General features: G+C 73.3%; 18 protein-coding genes and 1 tRNA gene. 9 read left to right on the top strand and 10 right to left on the bottom strand.

Annotation, left to right across the window (positions count from 1 at the left end; genetic code table 11):
* Positions 1-5 precede the first annotated feature (5 nt).
* Positions 6-3,479, bottom strand: a complete 3,474-nt coding sequence (locus OHA91_RS02385; protein ID WP_328741060.1) for a M28 family peptidase — start codon at positions 3,477-3,479, stop codon at positions 6-8.
* Between the two features lie 183 nt (positions 3,480-3,662).
* On the opposite strand from OHA91_RS02385, the gene OHA91_RS02380 reads away from it, so the two are divergent.
* Positions 3,663-4,622, top strand: coding sequence for a LysR family transcriptional regulator (locus tag OHA91_RS02380; protein WP_328738452.1), 960 nt, complete (start codon positions 3,663-3,665; stop codon positions 4,620-4,622).
* A gap of 49 nt (positions 4,623-4,671) precedes the next feature.
* Here OHA91_RS02380 and OHA91_RS02375 read toward each other — a convergent pair whose 3' ends face one another.
* The 6 genes from OHA91_RS02375 to OHA91_RS02350 all read right to left on the bottom strand — a co-directional run bounded on the left by OHA91_RS02375 (position 4,672) and on the right by OHA91_RS02350 (position 8,598).
* Positions 4,672-5,502 (bottom strand): class I SAM-dependent methyltransferase, encoded by an 831-nt coding sequence (locus tag OHA91_RS02375; protein ID WP_328738451.1) that lies wholly within the window; start codon positions 5,500-5,502, stop codon positions 4,672-4,674.
* A gap of 108 nt (positions 5,503-5,610) precedes the next feature.
* Positions 5,611-5,841, bottom strand: a complete 231-nt coding sequence (locus OHA91_RS02370; RefSeq protein WP_328738450.1) for an antitoxin MazE7 — start codon at positions 5,839-5,841, stop codon at positions 5,611-5,613.
* Between the two features lie 60 nt (positions 5,842-5,901).
* Positions 5,902-7,137 carry a mannosyltransferase family protein gene (locus OHA91_RS02365; protein WP_328738449.1) on the bottom strand — a complete coding sequence of 412 codons (1,236 nt, stop codon included), beginning with the start codon at positions 7,135-7,137 and terminating at the stop codon, positions 5,902-5,904.
* A 173-nt stretch (positions 7,138-7,310) separates the two neighbouring features.
* Positions 7,311-7,763, bottom strand: a complete 453-nt coding sequence (locus OHA91_RS02360) for a hypothetical protein (RefSeq protein ID WP_266496091.1) — start codon at positions 7,761-7,763, stop codon at positions 7,311-7,313.
* The gene (locus tag OHA91_RS02355) at positions 7,756-8,253 is read right to left on the bottom strand and encodes a SigE family RNA polymerase sigma factor (RefSeq protein WP_266496094.1); all 498 of its coding nucleotides are present in this window, start codon (positions 8,251-8,253) and stop codon (positions 7,756-7,758) included. The genes OHA91_RS02360 and OHA91_RS02355 overlap by 8 nt, the downstream gene beginning before the upstream one ends.
* 271 nt (positions 8,254-8,524) lie before the next feature.
* Positions 8,525-8,598 (bottom strand) — tRNA-Met (locus tag OHA91_RS02350).
* A gap of 287 nt (positions 8,599-8,885) precedes the next feature.
* Here OHA91_RS02350 and OHA91_RS02345 point away from each other — a divergent pair.
* Positions 8,886-9,089: a cold-shock protein gene (locus OHA91_RS02345; RefSeq protein WP_030036890.1), complete on the top strand. Its 204-nt coding sequence runs from the start codon at positions 8,886-8,888 to the stop codon at positions 9,087-9,089.
* Between the two features lie 76 nt (positions 9,090-9,165).
* Here the strand turns inward: OHA91_RS02345 and OHA91_RS02340 are convergent, their stop codons facing one another.
* Complete coding sequence (locus tag OHA91_RS02340; protein WP_266496107.1) at positions 9,166-10,479, bottom strand: MFS transporter; 1,314 nt, start codon at positions 10,477-10,479, stop codon at positions 9,166-9,168.
* A 50-nt stretch (positions 10,480-10,529) separates the two neighbouring features.
* Between OHA91_RS02340 and OHA91_RS02335 the strand changes: the two genes are divergently transcribed.
* Complete coding sequence (locus OHA91_RS02335; RefSeq protein ID WP_266496110.1) at positions 10,530-10,922, top strand: MerR family transcriptional regulator; 393 nt, start codon at positions 10,530-10,532, stop codon at positions 10,920-10,922.
* Positions 10,923-10,967: 45 nt separating this feature from the next.
* On the top strand, positions 10,968-11,675 hold the full coding sequence (locus OHA91_RS02330) for a ribonuclease H family protein (protein ID WP_266496113.1): 708 nt from the start codon (positions 10,968-10,970) through the stop codon (positions 11,673-11,675).
* A gap of 17 nt (positions 11,676-11,692) precedes the next feature.
* Here OHA91_RS02330 and OHA91_RS02325 read toward each other — a convergent pair whose 3' ends face one another.
* On the bottom strand, positions 11,693-12,433 hold the full coding sequence (locus OHA91_RS02325) for a LamG domain-containing protein (RefSeq protein ID WP_266496115.1): 741 nt from the start codon (positions 12,431-12,433) through the stop codon (positions 11,693-11,695).
* Positions 12,434-12,481: 48 nt separating this feature from the next.
* Between OHA91_RS02325 and OHA91_RS02320 the strand changes: the two genes are divergently transcribed.
* The 4 genes from OHA91_RS02320 (at position 12,482) to OHA91_RS02305 (ending at position 17,869) form a co-directional block, all read left to right on the top strand.
* A complete protein-coding gene (locus OHA91_RS02320) occupies positions 12,482-12,625 on the top strand; it encodes a hypothetical protein (RefSeq protein WP_266496117.1) in 144 nt (47 codons plus the stop codon).
* Positions 12,626-12,767: 142 nt separating this feature from the next.
* Positions 12,768-13,553: a hypothetical protein gene (locus OHA91_RS02315; protein WP_266496120.1), complete on the top strand. Its 786-nt coding sequence runs from the start codon at positions 12,768-12,770 to the stop codon at positions 13,551-13,553.
* Positions 13,553-15,712 carry a bifunctional serine/threonine-protein kinase/ABC transporter substrate-binding protein gene (locus tag OHA91_RS02310; protein ID WP_266496122.1) on the top strand — a complete coding sequence of 720 codons (2,160 nt, stop codon included), beginning with the start codon at positions 13,553-13,555 and terminating at the stop codon, positions 15,710-15,712. The genes OHA91_RS02315 and OHA91_RS02310 overlap by 1 nt, the downstream gene beginning before the upstream one ends.
* Positions 15,713-15,718: 6 nt before the next feature.
* Positions 15,719-17,869: a bifunctional serine/threonine-protein kinase/ABC transporter substrate-binding protein gene (locus OHA91_RS02305; RefSeq protein WP_328738448.1), complete on the top strand. Its 2,151-nt coding sequence runs from the start codon at positions 15,719-15,721 to the stop codon at positions 17,867-17,869.
* A gap of 13 nt (positions 17,870-17,882) precedes the next feature.
* Here the strand turns inward: OHA91_RS02305 and OHA91_RS02300 are convergent, their stop codons facing one another.
* Complete coding sequence (locus OHA91_RS02300; protein WP_266496127.1) at positions 17,883-18,503, bottom strand: L-threonylcarbamoyladenylate synthase; 621 nt, start codon at positions 18,501-18,503, stop codon at positions 17,883-17,885.
* Positions 18,504-18,716: 213 nt separating this feature from the next.
* Here OHA91_RS02300 and OHA91_RS02295 point away from each other — a divergent pair, with 213 nt between their 5' ends.
* The gene (locus tag OHA91_RS02295; protein ID WP_266496129.1) at positions 18,717-20,804 is read left to right on the top strand and encodes a SpoIIE family protein phosphatase; all 2,088 of its coding nucleotides are present in this window, start codon (positions 18,717-18,719) and stop codon (positions 20,802-20,804) included.
* The last annotated feature ends 80 nt before the right edge of the window (positions 20,805-20,884 follow it).

Below are 20,884 nucleotides of genomic sequence, written 5' to 3'. Positions count from 1 at the left end.
CGGGCTCAGCTCACCTGGAGGGTCACGTCGTCCACGACGAAGGAGGTCTGCAGGGACTGGTCCTCGACGCCGTTGAACTTCAGGGTGACGGTCTGGCCGGCGTACGCCGACAGGTCGTAGGTCTTCTCGGCGTAACCGGAGTTCGCGTTCAGGTTGGAGAAGGACGCCAGCGTCTGGCCGGCCACGGAGACCGTGAACCGGTCGTAGACGACGTTCTCGTCCTCATCCGTGTCGATGTGGAGGAAGAACGAGAGCCGGTACGAGGCGCAGCCCGAGGGGATGGCCAGCGACTGCGAGGCGCTGTCGGTGTGGGTGGAGCCGTACCCGTTGAGCCAGGCCTTGTAGCTGCCGCCGTGGGGGGCCTGGCCGGACTGGTTGGTGATCACGCCCGTGGTCGCGGTCCACGGGCCGGAGCCGTTCTCGAAGCCGCCGTTGACCACCAGCTGGCGCGGCGTGCAGCTGCCGCCGCCCGTGACGGTCAGCGTGTAGGTGGTCGTGTGGCTGACGGTGCCCGAGCCGGTGACCGTCAGGGTGTAGGTGCCCGGCGCCGTGCCCGCGCCGACCTGGACGGACAGCGTCGAGGAGCTGCCGGACTGCACGGAGGACGGGCTGAGCGTGGCGGTCACGCCGGACGGCGCGCCGGAGACGGAGAGCGCGACGGTCTGGGCCGCGCCGCTCACGGTGGCGGTGTTCACCGTTGCCGAGGCGGACCCGCCGGGAGCCGCGCTGCCCGCGGAGGGGCTGACGCCGATGGAGAAGTCCTGCGCCGGGGTCTCGCCGCCCACGGCCTGCTTCCAGACGGTGTAGGCGACGCCGTCCGCGCTGCGGTTGAGCACCGTGGCGTTGATGTTGTTCGTGGTGTCGCAGGAGCTGTGGTAGCAGGGGTCGTAGGCGGCGTTCGCCGTGCCGCCCCACTTCGAGGCCTGCGCCGAGGTCTTGCGGGCGCTGGCTCCGGCCGCGTAGCCGGAGGTGGGGATGCCGCCCTGCTGGAAGGAGTAGTCGTCGCTGCGGCCCTGGCCCTCGGTGTTCTCCTCGGGCGCGAGGTTCAGCGAGGTCCAGTACGCCTTGAGCGGCGCGGCGGTGGCGGAGTTGAGGTTGTTGATGAAGTAGCCGCCGTTGGTGGAGCCGACCATGTCGAAGTTGTAGTAACCCTTGATGGTCGCACGCTGGGCACTGCTGAGCTGGTTGACGTAGAACTCGGACCCGTTGAGGCCCTGCTCCTCGTCGGTCCACCAGGCGAAGCGCACGTGCTTGGTCATCGTCGGGTTCTTCTGGGCGAGGACGAGCGCGTTCTCCAGCAGGGTCGCGGAGCCCGAGCCGTTGTCGTTGATGCCGGGCCCGGCCGAGACGCCGTCCAGGTGGGCGCCGAACATGACGGTCTGGTCGGCGGGGCCGCCGGGCCAGTCGGCGATCAGGTTGTTGGAGGGGTAGGTGCAGGAGGAGCAGTACTGCTCGGTGACCGTGTAACCGGCCGCCTGGAGCTTGCCCTTCACGTAGGCCAGCGACTGGGTGTAGCCGGCGCTGCCCGCGCGGCGGTGGCCGCCGTTCTGGGTGGCGATGGTGTTGAACTGCGCCAGGTGCGCCTGCACCTTGGCGACGTCGATGTCCGGCGGGTCGTTGCCGGGCTGGGTCCCGCCGACGTTCAGCGTGTAGTCGACCGTGTGGGACAGCGTCGTGCCCTGGCCCTTGACGACGACCGTGGACGCGCCGGGCGCGGCGTTGGAGGTGGCGGTCAGGGTCAGCACGGAGGACTGGCCGGACTGCACCGTCGCCGGGTTGAAGGAGGCGCTCACCCCGGCCGGCAGGCCGGAGGCGGTCAGCGTCACCGACTGGGCGGTGCCCGTGGTGACGGTGGTGCCTACCGTGGTGGTGACCGTACCGCCCTGCTGGACGGTGCCCGACGAGGGGTTCAGCGCCATCGAGAAGTCGTTGTTCTGGCCGCTCGGGGTACAGGTGGGGTCGGCGGACTGGGCGGGCACGCTGATGGCGTCCCATGCGCCCTTGGTCTTGTGGAAGAGGTCGCAGGTGGCGTCCAGCGACTTCGCCGAGTTCAGCGTCGCCGTGCGGTACTTCTTGTAGGACATGCTGCTGGTCTTCAACAGCATGCCGCCGTAGAAGATCTTGCCGGCGTTCTGCACCCCCACACCGGTCAGGGTGGTCCCGTTGCAGGCGCTGCTGTCGGGCTTGCCGCCGCCCGGGCTGGTGCCCTCGGCCAGCAGGTAGAACCAGTGGTTCAGGGGGCCGGCGGCCGCGTGCACCTCCGTACCGGGTATCGCGGAGCTGTAGCAGGCCGGGTCGTTGTTGACGGCCGGCGGGTTGTACATGTTGCGGATCGGGCCGCGGCCCTGGAGGTTGACGACCTCGCCGACCGTGTAGTCCGGGGTGTCGTACGGGGCCGGCTGGTTGATGTACGCCTCGGTCAGTGCGCCGAAGATGTCGCCGGTGGCCTCGCCGAGACCGGCCTCCTGGCCGCTGGTGCCGCCGGGGGTGTTGGAGTCGATGGCGTGCCCGTACTCGTGGGCCACCACGTCGACGCCGGCGATCCACTCGCCCGCGCTGTTGCGCCCGATGGTGACCGAGCTGCCGTCCCAGTAGGCGTTCAGGTCGCTCAACCCGACCTTGGCGGGGAAGCTGCGGCCGTTGCCGTTGACGCCGTTGCGGCCCAGCCACTGGGTCAGCATGTCCCACTGCTTCTGCGCGGCGAACATCAGGTCGACGCAGCCGGTCTCCCTGCTCGTGGGGTTGCCCGTGCCCCAGGAGTCGGAGGACTTCGTGAAGACCGTGCCGGTGCTGTAGTCCGCGCAGCTCAGGCCGGTGCGGTGGGGGTCGCGCAGCGTGTACGTGGAGCCCGAGTCGGTGGTGTCGATGGTGATCGGGCCGGGACCGTTCCACTTGCTGTTGCCGGTGCCGGCGACCACGTCGTCGTAGCTGTCGACGAAGGAGCCGGTGCGCGCGTCGACGAAGACGTGGAGCTTGCTGGGCGCGGTCCTGGTACGGCCGCTCAGCACGGTCTCCCAGGCCAGTACGGGCTTGTCGTCCTTGAGCCGGACGACGAGCCGGCTGCTCTCGACCTCGTCGACCGCGGCGAGCTTCGTCCGCGACGTGGTCTCGGCGTCCTTCGCGGACACCGAGGCCCGGGTGGCGACGTCGATGCGTACGGAGGAGGCGGACTGGAGGGCGCGGACCTTGCCGGCGCCGTCGGCGAGGACGACCGCGTCGCCGCCGACGACGGGCAGGCCGCGGTAGCTGCGCTCGTACGACACCGAATACAGGTCCTTCACCCAGGGGGTGACGAGCCGTCGCTCGTACTGTTCCTGCGCGGAGTTGACCAGGGAGTCGAGACCGCTGTCGACCGCCTGGTCGGCGGCCGCGACCGCGCGTGCGGCGGGTGTGTCCTTCCGGGACGGTGCGGGCTGCGCCTGCTGCGCTGCCGATGCCGTCCCGGCCAGGGCGCCGGCGAGGCTCGCGGTCAGCGCCATCGCTGCCACGGCCGCCGTCCATCTGGTGGGCTGCAACGTCCACTCCGATCGTGGGGGGTTCGGGGATGAGCGGGTGTTCGTTCGCGGCCGAGTATGAGCGTGGACATGACGAGAATGGGACATCCCGGAAGGCATAAGGTCCGCGTTATGGTGCGGTCGGGGCGCCCTGCGTACGCTGCCCGGATGCAGCTGGAGTTGAGGCATCTGCAAGCCGTCCTCCGGATAGCGGAGGCGGGCAGCCTGGGGGGCGCGGCACGGCGGCTGGGAGTCTCACAACCCGCACTGTCCGCCCAGCTGAGGCGCATCGAACGGGTCACCGGAGGCGACCTGTTCGTACGGGGCAGGGGCGGCGTGGAGCCCACGGCGCTGGGCCAGTTCGTCCTGGCCAGGGCGCGCCGGGTACTGAGTGAGATGGACGCCCTGGGAGCGGAGGCGCGCGCCATCTCGACCGGCGGCCCGCTGCGCCTCGGCTGCATCCTGCTCGTGCTGCTCGACGGCCTCCTGGCTCAGACCGACCTGTCGATGTCCGGCCGGGAGATCGCCGTGGACCTGGAGGATTCCGTGACGGCGCTCACCCGGATGCTCGGCGCCGGACGCTATGACGCCATCGTCTACGGCGAGGTCAACGAACACGAAGTGCCGCTGCCGGAAGGGGCCTTGGTCAGGACGCTGATTCCGCAGGAGCCCTTCGGCATCCGGTTGTCCGCGAGGCACCGGCTGGCCGGCCTGGACCGCGTCGACCTGGCCGACCTCGCCGGGGAGCCGTGGATGACCCCGGTGGAGGACGACGACGGCGGCCCCGAGGCCCTCGTCGCGGCCTGCGCCGAGGCCGGGTTCAGCCCGTCACTGCGGTACCGGATCACCGACCGCAAGATGCACTACGACCTGATCGCGGCCGGGCGCGCCGTCTCGCTCAGCCAGCCGACGGCGCCGACGGCCGAGGGCACGGTGCTGCGCCCGCTCGTCGGCAGCCCCATCACCGGACGCATCCGGCTCGCCTGGAACCGCTCGGCGCTCTCGGCCGGCCAGGCCCAGCAGCTCTACCGGGCGGCGGCCCGCGCCTACCTGGCCAACGTCGACAACAACCGCTTCCACCGGGAGTGGTGGGACGCGCACCCGGAAGTGCATCCGGTCATCGACTGACCCGTGACCGACTCATCGGCCGGCCGGCCGGCCGGTCGAGACGGTGGCGTCAGCCCCGGCGGTGTGCGGTCAGCAGCAGGTACCCCCACTCCATGACGCCGTCCGTCGTGTGCTCGGCGGCGAGTGCGTCGAGCGCCGCGTCCAGGGCCGCGACCTTCTCCTGATCGTCGCCCACCGCGCGGTACACGGCGATGGTCGGCCCGTAGCAGGCCTTGAAGAACTCCCGGAAGTCCGACGGCTCCTTGAAGAGGGTCACGGCGACCTTCTGGCGACGGGCGACGACATCGGTGACCGCGTCGCCGAGCAGCTCGTGGACGTACTCCTCGCTGCCCCACAGCGGCGGCGGCTGCACACCGGGCGGGGGCGGCGGGGCGTACGGCTTCATCGCGGCGAACAGCCGGCCGACGAACCCCTCGGGGGTCCAGCTGAGCAGCCCGACCGTCCCGCCGGCCCGGCACACGCGGAGCATCTCGTCGGCGGCGGTGCGGTGGTGGGGAGCGAACATGATGCCGATGCAGGACATGACGACGTCGAACTCGCCGTCCGCGAAGGGCAGGTCCTCGGCGTCCGCCTCCCGCCACTCCAGCTGCGCGCCCTGCACGGCGGCCAGGTTCCGCCCGACCTCCAGCAGTTCGGGGGTCAGGTCGGACGCCACGACGTCCGCCCCGGCCAGCGCGGCCGGGATGGCGGCGTTGCCGGAGCCCGCCGCGATGTCGAGGACCCGGTCGCCGATCTGGATCCCGCACTCCTTCACGAGCAGGGGCCCCAGCGGGGAGACGACATGGGACGCGACGGACGGGTAGTCGCCCAGCGCCCACATCGCACGGTGCTTGGCCTTCAGGGTGCGGTCGGCCTGCCGCGCCTCGCTCGCATCGGTCATGACAGCCGTCCTCCAGCGCTCGAAGCGGTCCTTCTCCGAGCCTAGGGACGTTCCGGCGGACCGGCTCGCCGGCGCGGCCACCCGGGTGTCGGGGCCGGGCCGGCCGGGTCAGTCGCGGGTTGTGAGGCCGCCGAAGTCGCGCGCGAAGCCTTCGCGGAAGCCGGGGCGTTCCAGCGCGTCCTCGAAGGCCCGGGCGGCGCGCGCCAGCGCGGTCGCGTTCTCCTGGGCGGCGGTGAGTTCGGCGAGGTACGCGCGCAGGCTCAGTCCGCGGTCGGCGGCGAGCACGGCGAGCCGGTCGCGCACGTCGGTGTCGACCTCGACGGTGGTGGTGTCGGCCATCCTCCGAGTATGCGCGCCCGGCGACCGGCCGGGGGCCCGTTCGGCCCGCCGGGACACGCCCTATCCGGCCCAGCGTCCGGTGAGGAAGGTGATGGCCACCGTGGTGCACAGCGGGCCGACGACGTACAGGTAGGCGCTGCGCACCCGCGGGCGGCGCAGGCTCCAGCCGGCCAGGGCGATCCACAGCGGCCACCACAGCAGCGTGGAGCGGGGCACGGAGGTGTACCAGTAGGAGGTGCCCAGGGCCCACAGGGTGAGGGCGATGTACAGGGCCTCCGGCCAGCGCCGGCCCCGTACCAGCACGGCCAGGAGGACGACGCCGGCCACCATGGCCAGGAGCTCCGCCTGCCACATGAACGCGTAGCCCGTGGGCTGGGTGTGCCCGAAGGCGGCCGTCCAGGTGTTGGACCAGGCCTCCCACGGCAGGTGGAACTCCCGGTACCAGCCCCGCTCCTGGGAGTGCTTCCAGGCCATCCAGTCCCCGGTGTACGCGTGCAGGTACCAGCTGTGGAGCAGCGGGGGGAGGGCCGGCAGGAACAGCCAGGGGGCCGCCCGCCGGGCGGAGCGGGTCCGTGCGGTCAGGAGGAAGTGGAGGGCCAGCGCGGCGGCGAGGAAGAGCCCGGTGACCCGTACCGAGCAGGCCAGGCAGGCCAGGATCGAGGCGGTGGCCCAGCTCTGGCGCTGCGCCGCCAGCCAGGCGGGCAGGGCCAGCGCGAGGAAGAGCGACTCGGTGTAGCCGGCGGCGAGGAAGACGGCGCAGGGCGAGACCAGCAGGAACGTCACCGCATGCCGGCCGGCGTCGGCGTCGCCCAGCCGGTCGCGGGCGATGCGGGCCAGGGCCAGGACGGCGACGCCTCCCGCGACGAAGGAGATCAGCGCTCCGGACGCGGCCCAGGAGGGGACGACCGTGTGCACGGCGCGCAGGGCGAGGGGGAAACCGGGCAGGAAGGCCTCCCTGTTGTCCCAGCCGACCGTCCAGGGTCCCGTCGCGTCAGGGAAGTAGCCGTCCCTGGCTATGCGGAAGTAGAACGCCCAGTCCCAGCGCTCCCAGGGTGCGAGCAGCGACGCGGGCCGGCGGCTCTCGCCGTCGGAGGGGAACAGCCAGCCGACGGCGCCCGCGGTGGCCCAGATGCCGACACGGGTCAGCAGGTAGAGCCACAGCACCTCCCGGTCGGCCGGCCCGAGCCACCGCGGGGCCCGAAGGCAGGGGCGGGGACGGGAGGTCGCAGGACGGCCCGGAGGGGCGGGCCGCGAGCGGGGGGCCTCGGCCGGGCGGTGCGGGGCTGAAACGGACATAGGGGATCTCCTGGCCGTCTGAGGGTGTGCGGGACCGCCGGGCCGGGTTTCCGGGCCGGTGTCCGCAGGCGGCGGTGTGGGCTGTGGTGGACGCGGGGCGGGCGGGCGGCGGGTGCCGGGCGCCCGGCCGGGGAGGTGTCCCGCGGATCAGGCCCGATCCGCGGGACACCCCGCTATCGAGGCGGCTGTGTGGTGGCGGTGGGCGCTCCGGGGTACGTCGATCCCTGGGGCGGGCGGGCGCTCATCGTCGACGTGGGGTCGGGGCCGCCCACCCCCGCGGTCGCGGTGGGCGCGGTCCGCGACGACGCGGTGCTCTGCGCGGACGGAGGCGCGGACGGCGGCACGGAGGTCGGCAGGGAGGTCGGCAGGTCGGCCGGCGGCACGGGAGAGGGGGTGGTCGCCGGGAGCGTCGGGCGTCCGGAGTCCTGCGGCAGGAACGCGGCCAGCGCCGCGCCGGATCCGCCGAGCAGCAGACAGCAGGCGGCGGCGATGCCCGCGATGCGGCGCCGCCGGACCCGTTCGCCGTGCTGCTCGATCACGGAGACGGGCGGGAGCATGGTCGCGGACTGCCCGGCGGAGGCCGCGGCGCGGAAGGCCGACCGCAGCGGGTCGTGGGACTCAGGCATCGGGAGCCTCCTCGGTGCGCGGATCCTGCAGCTGGCGTGAGAGCGCGGCCCGGCCGCGGGAGAGGTGTGTCTTGACGGTGCTCGCGGACAGCGAGGTCTCGACGGCGATCTGCTCGACGGTCAGGTCGCACAGGTAGTGCAGCGCCATCGTGCGGCGCTGCTTCAGCGGAAGTTGCCGCAGCGCCTCGACGAGGGCCACCGCCTCGGGCCCGGGCCCCTCGACGTGCGGCGGGGGAGCGCTGCGCCGCCAGGCGTCGGCGGAACGCCGGCGCACGCGCCAGCGGCTGACCGCGAGCCGCCACGCGACGGTGCGGATCCAGGCTTCCGGCCGGCCGTCGCGGTCCAGCTGGCGCCGGCGCCCCCACCCCCGGACGAAGGCCTCCTGCACCACGTCCTGTGCCTCGTGATGATCACCGAGCATCACGTACAGCTGTCCTGTGAGCCTTCCCGCCGCTTGTGCGTAGAACGCTTCGAACTCCTCGACGGTCAAAAATCGCTCCCGAATCCATGTGTCCCTCTCACCGGGCATACGCCCGGCGCACCGCATCCGGTCGACACGGGACGACAGGAATTCCTGTGACTGCGGTCACATGGCGGCCGGCCCGCCCATCGTCGCGTCGGCCGCGGCGGGGAGGGCGGCGCCACGAGAGCGGGCAGGGCCCGGCGGGAGAGGGGGACCGGGACCGCCGGCCGGGAGCGCGGTGTCCGCCCGGAACGGCGAAAGGGCCCGGATCCACAAGGATCCGGGCCCTTCCGAGCAGTAGCGGGGACAGGATTTGAACCTGCGACCTCTGGGTTATGAGCCCAGCGAGCTACCGAGCTGCTCCACCCCGCGTCGGTGGACCTCACCCTACGGCATCCGGGGGACCGCACTCGACGCATTTTCGGCGGGGCCGCCCGGCAAGTCCGTACAAGGGCGAATTCCCGCCGCACAGGCGTGATCATTCCCCCTGGTGACAGTGCGTGCAGGCGTGTACCTTCTCCGGTAGCTGTCGTGGTTCCAAGTGCCTTGCCCGCGCCTTCAGGTGTGGGCAGTTTTGCTGTGTTGTGCCGTAGGACCAGGGCGATCACCTCCGTCCTCCACGCCGTGTGGAGGACGTACGTCAACGGGAAGGCATGAACATGGCTACGGGAACCGTGAAGTGGTTCAACTCCGAGAAGGGCTTCGGCTTCATCGCCCAGGACGGTGGCGGCCCGGACGTCTTCGCCCACTACTCGGCGATCAACGCCACGGGCTACCGTGAGCTCCAGGAGGGTCAGGCCGTGACCTTCGACATCACGCAGGGCCAGAAGGGCCCGCAGGCGGAGAACATCACCCCCGCCTGATCCCCGGCCTGTCCGGGCTGGGGCCCGGGCTCCGGAGAACCGTTTCCTCCACCGGGGTCGACCGGGGGAGGGGCGATCAGGGCCGTGCGGCAGCGCCGCACGGCCCTGACCCGTTCGACCGCCCGGGCCGGGAGGCCGACCGGCGCGCGCTGCGGATCCGGACCGCCGCCCCGACGGCGGCGAGTGCGATCGTGGCGATCCCCGATGCCGCCAGCACCCGGCGGGGTCCCATCAGCGCGATCAGCGGTCCGCCGAGCGCCGTGCCCACCGGCCCCGCGGTGAGGAGGGCCGCGCTGCGGGCCGCGAGGACCGTCGTCAGCCAGGCGGCCGGGGTGCGTTCCTGGAACAGGGTGTAGGACAGTGCGGTGAACGGACCGTAGACCAGACCGCCCAGGGTGAAGCAGGCCAGGGTGACGGGCGCGGGCGCGCCCAGCCCGAAGGGGACGAGGGCGATCCCCCAGCCCGCGACGATCCCGAGGGTGACCGGCCAGAGCGGGAACCTCCGCAGGGCGCCGGCGGCCAGCCCGCCCAGCACGGCGCCCGCGCCGAACAGCGCCCAGTACAGCCCGAGAAGACCGGCCCCGGCGTGCAGGTCGTCGGTGACGTGCAACGGCAGCGCGACCTCCGCCGGTCCGTACAGGAAGTTGAAGAACCAGGTCAGCGCGAGGACGCCGAGGAGTTCGGGCTGCTTGCGCAACAACCGCAGACCGGCGGAGGGCCGGTCGGCGCCCGCCTGCGGCGCCCCCTCCGTCTCCGTCTCCGCCTTCCCGTCCGCGGCCCGGACCCTGACCACCAGTGCGGCGAGCACGGCGAAGGACAGGGCGTCGAGACCGATCAGCCAGGCGGGGCTGACCACCATGGCCAGGAACCCGGCCAGGGCCGGCCCGATGACGATCGAGGCGGAGACGCTCGACGAGAGCAGGGCGTTGGCCGCCAGCCGCTGTTCCCGCGGGAGCATCTGCGCGACCAGCGCATACCGCCCCGCGTTGCCCCAGGCGTGCAGTACCGACGAACCCGCCAGCAGGGCCACGTACAGCACCGGGTGCAGCACCCCCGCGGCCCAGGCCAGGGGCACGCAGCCGAGGAGCACCGCGCGGATCCGGCTGTCGGCCGCCAGCAGCCGCGCCGGAGGGAGCCGGCGCAGCCACCGGCCGAAGAGCAGCGCGCCGAGGGCGCCGGGAAGGGAGTACGCGGCGAGCGCGGCACCCAGGAGCAGGCCCGAGCGGCCGGGCGGCGCGATCTCGATGGCCAGCCACGCCACCGCGACCACGCTCATCCCGTCCCCGAGATCGGAGGCCGCCAGGGCGGGCAGCAGTCGTTTGAACCCGGCATGGGCGAACAGCGGCCGGTAGGCCTGCGGCAGGAGGCGAGTTGTCCGTACGGAGGTCACCAGGTCAGACTCCTGGTTCAAGCACGCTTGAGGTCAAGGGGGAGTGATCAGTGCGACGACTCGGCATCGGGGAGCTCGCGAAGCGGGTCGGGATGCGGCCTTCGGCGCTGCGCTACTACGAGAGCGTCGGCCTGCTGCCGTCCGCCGAGCGGGCGGCGGGCCGGCGGGTCTACCCAGTCGCCACCGTGCGGCGGATCGCGCTGATCAAGATGGCGCAGCGGGCCGGCTTCACCCTGGCCGAGATCCGCGCCCTGCTGGACACCGACGCGGACCGCGGGGCCACCCGGCAGTGGCGCGCCCTCGCTCAGCGCAAGCTCCCCGAACTGGACCTGTTCATCCGGCAGACGCAGATGCTGCGCGACGCCGTCGCCGACTGCCTCGCCTGCGGATGCATGAACTTCGACAAGTGCGGGCTGCTCGCCGAGGGCGGACCGGGCTCCTGACCGGCCGGGGACCGTACCGCCCCGGGGATGAGGCATGATCGGGGGATGTCTGATCGCATCATTGCCGCCTGTGACGGAGCGGCGAAGGGTAACCCCGGGCCCGCCGGATGGGGATGGGTCATCGCCGACGCCGAGGGACGCCCCGAGCGCTGGGAGGCCGGTCCGCTGGGGCGGGCCACCAACAACATCGGGGAGCTGACCGCGCTCCAGCGGCTGCTGGAGGCGCTGGCGCCCGGTACGTCCGTCGAGGTGCGGATGGATTCGCAGTACGCGATGAAGGCGGTCACGCAGTGGCTGCCCGGCTGGAAGCGCAACGGATGGAAGACCTCCTCCGGCCAGCCCGTCGCGAACCGTGAACTCGTCGAGGAGATCGACCGGCTGCTGGCCGACCGCGACGTGACGTTCCGGTACGTTCCCGCGCACCGCGAGGACGGCGACCACCTGAACGCGATCGCCGACCAGGCCGCCAGCGACGCGGCGCTCAGGCAGGAGCCCGACGGCACGGCCCTGGGGAACGCGGACATGCCCGTACCGGCCCCCGCCGCGCCCGCGCGGCCCAAGTCCGCCGCGGCGAAGAAGCGATCGTCCGCCGGATCCGCGGCGGGCCGGGGGAGCCGGGCCATCAAGGCCAAGTTCCCGGGCAGCTGCCCCTGCGGGAAGCCGTACGCCGTCGGCGACATGATCGCCAAGAACGGCAGCCGCTGGGGCCACGAGAGCTGCGCGACCACGGCGGCCGACGGAGCCACCGCGTAGGAGTCGCCGCACAGGGGCTACGGGCGGATCACCCGGAGGTAGGCCACTTCGAACGCCATCTCGGACACGCCCGCCTCGGGCGCCGGGTGGTAGCGGCCCGCGCACACCGAGAGGTTGACGATGAGGTACGCGCGCCAGCGCCGCCCCACCCCGCGCCGGTCGGCGAAGACCTGCTTGCCGTTGACCCACCACACGACCGAGCGGGACCCGAACTCTACCTTGAGGTCCACCCACCGGCCGTGGCCGACCGCCGCGTCCCGGTGGTAACGGGAGCCGCCCTTGACGTGGTTGGACAGTTCGAGGAGGTCGGGGTTGTCCGGGTGGTACTCGAAGACGTCGATCTCGTTGTCGCCGTCCAGCCAGGTCCAGATCGCGGGCCAGGCCCCGAGCTCGGACGGCATGCGCACGCGGGACTCCAGTACGTCGCCGGTCCGCACCATGAACCCTTCTTCGCTGCCCTCGGTGGTCAGCAGGCCCGTGTTCCACTTGCCGTCCGGGCGGCGGACGGCCCGGAAGGTTCCGGTGCGGCTGTAGGTGGGGTCCGGTACCAGGTAGTCGAGCTTGTTGTCGCCGGGGTTGGTGGGGCCGCCGTTCGGATAGGCCCAGGAACGGCCGGCGACCCACTGGCGGGTCGAGCCGAAGTCCGCCGTGAAGACCGGGGCCCGGGCGTTCGCCGGGCTGGCGCCGTCACGTTCGGGAGTGGTGGAGGTGGAACGTCCGAGGAGCCGTCGGAGTCGGTCGAGAACCTGAGTGAGCACATCGCTCCTTCCCGAGAACGCGAGCCCTTGCAGCATGCCCATCCCTCGGTGAATACATACCGGTCCACCGGTTTGTCTTTCACCCGCCCCGACCTCGACGTCGAGGAGGTGCTCGGGGTCGACCACCACCCGCACATCGGCTTCACCCGCCACGCATCCGCCCGGACGGCGGCCCGCCCCGCGCTGGCCTGATTCCGCCCTCCAACAACGGTTGCCCATAAGTGAGTTGCGCGCCGCCGCGGCGGGGTAGCATCCCTGCCGTTGGGGGGTACTTGTGACACGACGCTATGTCGCGCTGCGCGCGTACAGCTGCGCGGCGGCAGGTTTGTTCTTCATGGCAGGGACGGCCGGGTGCACGGCCGACGGGACGGCGAAGGGCGAGGCGACGAGCCGCGCCCCGGCCGCGTCACCCGCGCCGTCGACGCCCACCGCGGCGCCGTCGGCGTCCACCACCGCGCCGTCGGCCGTTTCCCTCGTACCGGAGCTGGACGAGTCCAAGCAGCCGAAGACGGCTGCCGAGGCCCGGGAACTCCTCGCCCGGATCCTCATCACCGAGGACGCCTTCGGCCCGGGCGTCGTGCGCGGCGCACCGTTCGAGAGCGGCTCCGGCCGCTGGCCCGTCCTCGACGAACGGTGCGTCTGGCAGACCGCCGACCTGCCGCCGGACGTACTCGCCACGAACACCCGCTACTTCCTGATCCCGGCCGGGGACGGCCACGGCCGGGTACGGCTCAACGCCACGGTGACGATCCACCACGACCGCGGGGAATCGGGCTGGGAGACCGCCCGGGCCATGGAAGAGGTCCTGCGCTGTCCCGACCAGAAGCTGCGCGAGGGCGAGGACCTCAAAGGCCTGCTGGGCAACGCGGTGTACCAGGGCGAGCAGATGAACAACTGGAGCGAGGACGCCTTCAGCGAGATGGGCACGTACGTCAGCGACACGGACGGCGGACCGCACACCTACTTCTGGTACCAGGCGCAGTTCGGCCCCGTCACCGTTGCCATCGCAGGCAAGGGCGCCGAGGGCTTCGAGACGGAGAGCCTCACCCAGCTCGTCGTACAGGGCAACAGCCGCATGATCGCGCAGGCCAAGCAGGCCCTCGGAAAGGCGGCCGGCTGATGGAGCAGCTCCACCCCTCGGACCCGTCCCGGATCGGCGGCCACCGCCTCCTCGGACGGCTCGGCGCCGGCGGCATGGGCGTCGTCTACCTCGGCCGCACCGACGACGGTGCGCTCGCCGCCGTCAAGGTCATCCGCGCCGAGTACGCCGAAGAGTCCGACTTCCGGGCCCGGTTCCGCCGCGAGGCCGAGATCGCCGCCGAGGTCGACAGCCCGTGGGCCGTCCGGATCACCGGAGCCGACCCCGACGCCCGGGAGCCGTGGCTGGCCACCTCATTCGTCGCCGGCCCCTCCCTGGCCGAGGCCGTCTCCGCCCACGGCCCGCTCCCGCTGCGCGCCGTACGGATCCTCGGCAAGGCCCTGGCCAAGGCCCTTGAGGTGATGCACGCGCAGGGCCTCGTCCACCGCGACGTCAAACCCGGCAACGTGCTGCTCGGCATGGACCGGCCCCGGCTCATCGACTTCGGCATCGCCCGCGGCGGCGAGCACACCGCCCTGACCTCGGCCGACGCCGTACTCGGCACCCCGGGCTTCATCCCGCCCGAGCAGGCCGAGGGCCGCCCCGCCGAACCGTCCGGCGACGTCTTCTCCCTCGGCTGCCTCCTCGTGTACGCCGCCACCGGCCGCCTACCCTTCGGCGCCGGCACCGTCGAGGCCGTTCTGTACCGCACCGTCCACGACGAGCCCGACTTCGGACCGGAGCTCCTCGCCGACCCCGAACTGACCGCCCTGCTGCGGACCTGCCTAGCCAAGCACCCCGACATCCGCCCCACCGCGGCCGGACTCGACGGGGCCCTCACCGAGGACACCCCGGGCGAGGGCACCGACTGGCTGCCCGACCCGGTCGTCGCCACCATCGCCGAACGGGCCGCCGCCCTGCTCGCCCTGCCCGGCATCGAGGAGACCGTCGCCGACCCTGAGGCGGCCCCCGCGCCGGGCGCCACCGGCCCGGCGCCGTCCCGCAGGCGCCTCCTCGGCTTCGCAGCCGGCGCCGTGCTCGTGGCCGGCGGCGGCACGGCCGCCTGGCTGGCGTTGCGCGACGAGAAGCCGAAGGGCACGCCCGCGGCCGCCCCCCGCCCCTGGGTGATCGGCGTGCAGGCCGACCTCTCCGGCCCGCAGAAGGCTGCCGGACTCGCCCAGGAACGCGGCGTGCGGCTCGCCGTCGACGCCTTCAACGCCCGCAAGGACAAACCCTTCACGCTCACCGTCGCCACCGCCGACGACGCGGGCGGCGCCGAGCGGTCCGCGGCCGCCGCGGGCAGCCTCATCTCCAACCCGGACGTGCTCGCCGTGATCGGCCCGACCGCGAACGCCGCGGTCACCCCGTGCCTGGAGCTGTACGGCGAGGCGGCGCTGCCCCTGCTCACCGTCTCCGCCCTGGCGAGCGCGTTCAGCGTCGCCGACCGGCGCAGCTTCTTCCAGGTCTGCCCCATCTCCTTCATCCAGGGCTCGGCCCTGGGCCGCCAGCTGGCCCGGCAGCAGGGAGTGAGCAGGCTCGGCGTCCTGTGCGACCGGGACGGTGACGTGGAGGGCTGGCAGGCGGTGCTGCACGCCACCCGCACCATCGCCGGCTACGTCCCGGGGGCCACCGTCTACCCGCGGGTCGTCCCGCGCGGCACGCAGGACCTGTCCCCGGTCGTCACCGACATGGTCGCGCACGGCGTCGACGCCTTCTTCTATGCCGGTACCCCCCAGCGAGCGGCCAGGACCGCGACCCTGCTGGCCGCCGCCGGCTACCGGGGGCACCGGGCGGCCGACTACACCCTCATGGGACCGGATTTCCTCGCCGCCGCGGGCCCTGCCGCCGAGGGCTGGCAGTTCGTCGCCCCGTACACCGGCCCCGAGGCCCCCGAGACCGCCGAGCTGGCCCGCGCGCACAAGGCCGCGTACGGCGGAGCCGCGCCCGACGTGTGGACGGCGGAGGCCTACGACGCGGCACGCCTGGTCATCGACCGGCTCGTCACCGCGGCCCGCGGCGGCGGCCGCCCGGCCCGCGCCGCGCTGCTGAAGGCCCTCGCGGAAGGCTCCTTCCGCGGCCTGACCAAGGAGTACTCCTTCGGCCAGGACCGGACGGTGAAGGGCAACACCTACTTCCTGCACCAGGTGGAAGGCGGCCGGATCCGCTACGTCGCCCCGGTTCCCGAAGCCCCGGCCGGATAGCGCCCGATGCGCCCCCTGCTGCCCGCCGATCCGGCCGCGATCGGCGGGAACCGGCTACTGAGCCGCCTCGGCTCCGGCGGCATGGGCACCGTCTACCTGGGCCGTTCCCCCGAGGGCGTGCTGGTCGCCGTCAAGGTGATCCGCGCCGACCACGCCGCGGACCCCGCCTTCCGGGCACGGTTCCGCCGCGAGGCGCAGGCCGCCGGCGGGCTGACCGGACGCTGGGTCGTGCCGGTGGTCGCCGCCGACCCCGAGGCCCGCGAACCCTGGCTGGCCACCCCGTTCGTCCCCGGCCCCTCGCTCGCCGAGGCGGTCGGCGGGTACGGACCGCTGCCCGCCAGGACCGTACGGATCCTCGGCGCACGCCTCGCCGAAGCCCTGGCCGAGGTGCACGCGGCCGGGCTGATCCACCGCGACGTCAAGCCGGGCAACGTCCTGCTGGCCCCGGACGGGCCCCGCCTGATCGACTTCGGGATCGCGCGGGCGGCCGGGGCGACCACCCTCACGGCCGTCGACGCGGTCGTCGGCACCCCCGGCTACCTGGCGCCGGAGCTGGCCCGCGCCGCAGGCCCCGTCGCGGGACCGGCGAGCGACGTGTTCTCCCTCGGCTGCGTCCTGGCGTACGCGGCGACCGGGACCGGCCCGTTCGGCGGCGGGCACGCGGCCGCGGTGGTCTTCCGCACCGTCCACGAGGAGCCGGAACTCGGATCGCTGCCCGGGGAGTTGCGGGAGGCGGTCGACAACTGCCTGCTGAAGGAACCGGCGGACCGGCCCACGCTCGGGGAGCTCACCGCCCTCCTGGGACCCGACCCGGGCGGTGCGGGCCCGGCGGCCGCGGACTGGCTGCCCGCCCCGCTGCCCCGGATCATCGCCGAACGCTCCACCCGGGCCCTGGACCTGCCCGCCCCCGAACCCACCCGGATCGACGCCCCCGAGCCCGCCCGGCAACTCAGCCGCAGGCGGCTGCTCACGGCCGGGGGAGCCCTGGTCGCAGCCGCCGCGCCCATCGCCTGGTTCACCACACGGGGGCCGGGCGGCCGCGGGACCCCGCCGACCGACCCCGACCGGAACGTCCCGCTCCTGACCCTCGGCCTGCAGGCCGACCTGACCGGACCCGGCCGGACGACCGGCCGGGCCCACGAGCGGGGCATGCGGCTGGCCGTGGACCGCCACAACGCCCGGTCGGACGCCGCCTTCCGGCTCGCCCTGCGCGTCGCCGACGACGGCGGTGACCAGCAGCGCGCTGCGCAGGCCGGCAAGGAACTGCTCGCCGACCCCGCCGTACTCGCCGTGACCGGCCCCACCTGGGACGCGGCCCTGCCGGAGCTGGCCGGCGCCTGCCTCGCCGCGGACCTCGCCCTGGTGCTGGTGTCGGTGAACAGCCCCGAGAACACCACGACGCTGTGGCGCACGGCGTGCGTCACCCGCCCGAGCGACGAGGGCCTCGGCCTCCCGATCCTGCACTACCTGTCCAAGGTGCGGATCTCACGGCGTACGGCGGTCGTCGAGGACGCGGCGAACGGATCACCGGCCTGGCAGGTCACCAGGGTGCTCCAGCAGAGCCCACCGGCGCAGGGCACCGTGAGCGTCCACCGCATCCCCGAGGGCGGCTCCGACTTCGCGGGCACCGTACGCGCGCTGACCGGGGCCGGCGCCGAGGGCGTCGTCTACGCCGGCACCTCGCCGGAGCGCGCGGCCGAGCTGGCCCGCGCGCTGGCCGACGCCGGGTTCCGGGGCCCGTGCACGGCCCTCCAGCACGCCATGGAACCGGCCTTCCTCGCCGCGGCCGGCCGGGCCGGCGAGGGCTGGGTGTTCAGCAGCCTGTACACCGACCCCCTGGCCGTGCCCGCCGCCGCCGAGTTCGCCGAGGCCCACCGGAGAGCCTACGGCGAACCGCCCGCCCGCTGGGCCACCGAGGCGTACGACGCGGTGGGGCTGGTGGCCGCCGCCCTGACCGGGCTGGAGGGGGAGGGGCGCGACCGGGCGGGACTGTCCCGCAGGATCTTCCGTACGACGTACGAGGGCCTCGCCAAGACGGTCGGCTTCGACCCCGGGACGCGCGCCCTGACCGGCGACTCCCTCGCCCACCTCTACCGGGCCGAACCTGGCGGATTCCGGTACCTGGGCCGGTACACGGACGTGCGTACCGACCCCTGAGCGGCCGGGCGGGCTACTCGAACCGTGAGGTGTCCCCGGCCCCCCGGCGGACGATCTCTGCGTCACCGGAGGAGAAGTCGATGACCGTCGTCGGCTCGGTGCCGCAGTCACCCGAATCCAGTACGGCGTCCACCTCGTGGTCGAGACGCTCCTTGATCTCCCAGCCCTGCGTCATCGGCTCCGCCTCGTCCGGCAGCAGCAGCGTGCTGGACAGCAGCGGCTCGCCGAGCTCGGCGAGCAGGGCCTGGGTGACCACGTGGTCGGGGATCCGGACGCCGACGGTCTTCTTCTTCGGGTGAAGCAGTTGGCGCGGCACCTCCGAGGTCGCCGGGAGGATGAAGGTGTAACTGCCGGGAGTGGCCGCCTTGATGGCCCGGAACACGTTGTTGTCGATCTGCACGAACTGCCCGAGCTGGGCGAAGTTCTGGCACACCAGGGTGAAGTGGTGACGGTCGTCCAGGTTGCGGATCGAGCGGATCCGGTTGATGCCGTCCCGGTTGCCCAGCTGGCATCCCAGCGCGAAGCAGGAGTCCGTCGGGTACGCGACGAGCTTGCCCGAGCGGATCATGTCGACCACGTTGTCGATGGTGCGCCGCTGGGGGTTCTCGGGGTGCACGTCGAAGTATTTCGCCATCCGCCGAGCCTACGCGGTCGGGGCCGCCGCCTCCGACAGCTCCCGGGGGCCGGGGCTGGGGCCGGGGGCCGGTGAGGACCGCTCCGGACGCTTCCCGGCGGTTTCGGGGGGACGATGAGAGGTAACCGTGCGCTCCGGACCGCCCCGAACAGGGCCGGGGCGGGCCACGGCGGGTGGCCGCCGGGCCGACGGTGCCGGAAGGGAGCATCGCCGATGGGTGCGATCGACGGGTCGGGAGCCAGTGGGAGGCGGCCTGCCGCGGCCGGGCTCGCCCCGCCGAGCGGGCTGCTCGACGTCCTGAACGTGGCGGCCGTCGTCCTCGACGCCGAAGGCCGGGTCGCGCTGTGGAGCCCGCAGGCCGAGCAGCTGTTCGGCTGGACGGCGGCCGAGGCGCTGGGCCAGCCCGGCGCCCGCCTGCTGGCCGACACGCAGCACGTGGGGCTGGTGACGGAGCTGTTCGCGCGGGTCATGGGCGGGGCCGGCGACTGGGCGGGCGCCTTCCCGGTGCGGCACAAGGACGGCAGCACCCGCCTCGTGGAGTTCCGCAACATGCGGTTGCAGGATGAGCGCGGCGACCTGTACGCCCTGGGCATCGCGACCGACCGCACGACACTGCGGCAGCTGGAGCGGGACCTCGCCCTGTCCGCCCGCCTGGTGGCCCAGTCCCCGATCGGGCTCGCGGTTCTGGACACCGAGCTGCGCTACGTCCTGGTCAACCCCACGCTGGAGCGGATCAACGGGCTGCCCGCCTCCGAGCACATCGGCCGGGGCGTCCGGGAGGCCCTGTCCTTCCTCGACGACACGGAGGCCGCGGAGTCGGCGATGCGCCAGGTCCTGGCCACCGGCACGCCGCTGCTGGAGCAGTTCACCGCCGGCCGCAGCCACGGCGGGCACCGCGCCGAACACGCCTGGTCGGTGTCCTACTACCGGCTGGAGGACGCCACCGGGCGGGTCCTGGGACTGGCCACCTCCGTGGTCGACGTCACCCAGAGTCACCAGGCTGCCCTCGAGATCGCCCGCAGCCGCCGCCGCCTCGCCCTGATCGCGGACGCCACCGTCCGCATCGGCACCACCCTGGACCTCGACCAGACCGCGCGCGAGCTCGCGGACGTCGTCGTGCCCGAGCTCGCCGACATCGCCGCCGTCGACATCCTCGACTCGGTCCTCGAAGGCCGGCCCACGCTCAGGTCCTCGGCCCACGAGCCCGCGGTGTTCCGCGCCCTCGCCGTCGCGGCCGCCTACCCGAGCGAGGCCGTCCGCGCCGCGGACCCCCCGGGGGACATCGCCCGCTATGCCGCCGACCGGCTGGTCACCCAGTCCGTGACGACCGGCCACCCGGTCCTCGTCGCCCACGTGCAGGCCAGGGACATCTCCCGGATCGCCCGCGACAGCAACGCGGCCTCTCTGCTGACCCGCGCCGGACTGCGCTCCTACCTGGCCGTGCCGCTGATCGCGCGCGGCGAGGTCCTCGGCGCCCTCGACCTCAAACGCACCCGCAACCCGCTCCCGTTCAACGACGACGACATCGTGCTGGCCGGTGAACTGGCCGCGCGCGCCGCCGTGTGCATCGACAACGCCCGCTGGTACCGCAACGCCCACCACACCGCCCTCGCGCTCCAGCACCACCTCCTGCCCCACCACCCGCCGCCCACGCCCGGCCTGGAGGTCGCCTCCCGCTACCGGCCCGCCGCGGCCAGCAGCGAGATCGGCGGCGACTGGTTCGACGCCATCGCGGGACCGGAGGACACCACCGTCCTCGTCATCGGAGACGTCATGGGCAGCGGCATCAACGCCGCCGCCAGCATGGGGCAGTTGCGCACGGCGACCCGGACCCTCGCCGAACTCGCCCTCGACCCGCCGCAGGTGCTCCAGCAGCTGGACCGCACCACGGCCGCCCTCGAGGAGACCATCGCGACCTGCGTCTACGTCGTCCACGACCCGCACCGCGCGCAGTGCCGCATCGCCGTCGCCGGGCACCTCCCTCCCGTGCTCATCCGCGCAGGTCAGGCGCCCCGGCTGCTCGACCTGCCCACCGGAGCACCGCTGGGCGTGGGCGGCATCCCCTTCGAGGCCACCACCGTCGCCATGGCTCCCGGCGACCAACTGGTCCTCTACACCGACGGCCTGGTGGAGACCCGTGACCAGCCCATCGACGAACGGCTCGACCTCCTCCTGGACCTGCTCGCCGACACCGGGCGCCCCCTGGAGGAGACCTGCGACCGCCTCCTGGACTCCCTGCGCCGCCCCGACGACCACGACGACGTCGCCCTCGTCATCGCCCGCGCCCGGTCATTGGACTAGGTCCTGTCGTCGAAGTAGCGGCGGTCAGGCCCGCGGCGTCCGGCGCCATGGGGTCTCCCCAGGCCGCAGGGCCCAGGGCC

Origin of the sequence: Streptomyces erythrochromogenes (assembly GCF_036170895.1) — a bacterium.
In the GTDB taxonomy this organism is placed as follows: domain Bacteria; phylum Actinomycetota; class Actinomycetes; order Streptomycetales; family Streptomycetaceae; genus Streptomyces; species Streptomyces erythrochromogenes.
This window is presented reverse-complemented; position numbering and strand designations above follow the sequence as displayed.

Excerpts from the sequence above, each read along its gene's own strand:
- OHA91_RS02385 (WP_328741060.1), bottom strand. The coding sequence starts at position 3,479 with ATGGCGCTGACCGCGAGCCTCGCCGGCGCCCTGGCCGGGACGGCATCG.
- OHA91_RS02380 (WP_328738452.1), top strand. The coding sequence starts at position 3,663 with ATGCAGCTGGAGTTGAGGCATCTGCAAGCCGTCCTCCGGATAGCGGAG.
- OHA91_RS02375 (WP_328738451.1), bottom strand. The coding sequence starts at position 5,502 with ATGACCGATGCGAGCGAGGCGCGGCAGGCCGACCGCACCCTGAAGGCC.
- OHA91_RS02370 (WP_328738450.1), bottom strand. The coding sequence starts at position 5,841 with ATGGCCGACACCACCACCGTCGAGGTCGACACCGACGTGCGCGACCGG.
- OHA91_RS02365 (WP_328738449.1), bottom strand. The coding sequence starts at position 7,137 with ATGTCCGTTTCAGCCCCGCACCGCCCGGCCGAGGCCCCCCGCTCGCGG.
- OHA91_RS02360 (WP_266496091.1), bottom strand. The coding sequence starts at position 7,763 with ATGCCTGAGTCCCACGACCCGCTGCGGTCGGCCTTCCGCGCCGCGGCC.
- OHA91_RS02345 (WP_030036890.1), top strand. The coding sequence starts at position 8,886 with ATGGCTACGGGAACCGTGAAGTGGTTCAACTCCGAGAAGGGCTTCGGC.
- OHA91_RS02330 (WP_266496113.1), top strand. The coding sequence starts at position 10,968 with ATGTCTGATCGCATCATTGCCGCCTGTGACGGAGCGGCGAAGGGTAAC.
- OHA91_RS02315 (WP_266496120.1), top strand. The coding sequence starts at position 12,768 with ATGGCAGGGACGGCCGGGTGCACGGCCGACGGGACGGCGAAGGGCGAG.
- OHA91_RS02310 (WP_266496122.1), top strand. The coding sequence starts at position 13,553 with ATGGAGCAGCTCCACCCCTCGGACCCGTCCCGGATCGGCGGCCACCGC.
- OHA91_RS02305 (WP_328738448.1), top strand. The coding sequence starts at position 15,719 with ATGCGCCCCCTGCTGCCCGCCGATCCGGCCGCGATCGGCGGGAACCGG.
- OHA91_RS02300 (WP_266496127.1), bottom strand. The coding sequence starts at position 18,503 with ATGGCGAAATACTTCGACGTGCACCCCGAGAACCCCCAGCGGCGCACC.
- OHA91_RS02295 (WP_266496129.1), top strand. The coding sequence starts at position 18,717 with ATGGGTGCGATCGACGGGTCGGGAGCCAGTGGGAGGCGGCCTGCCGCG.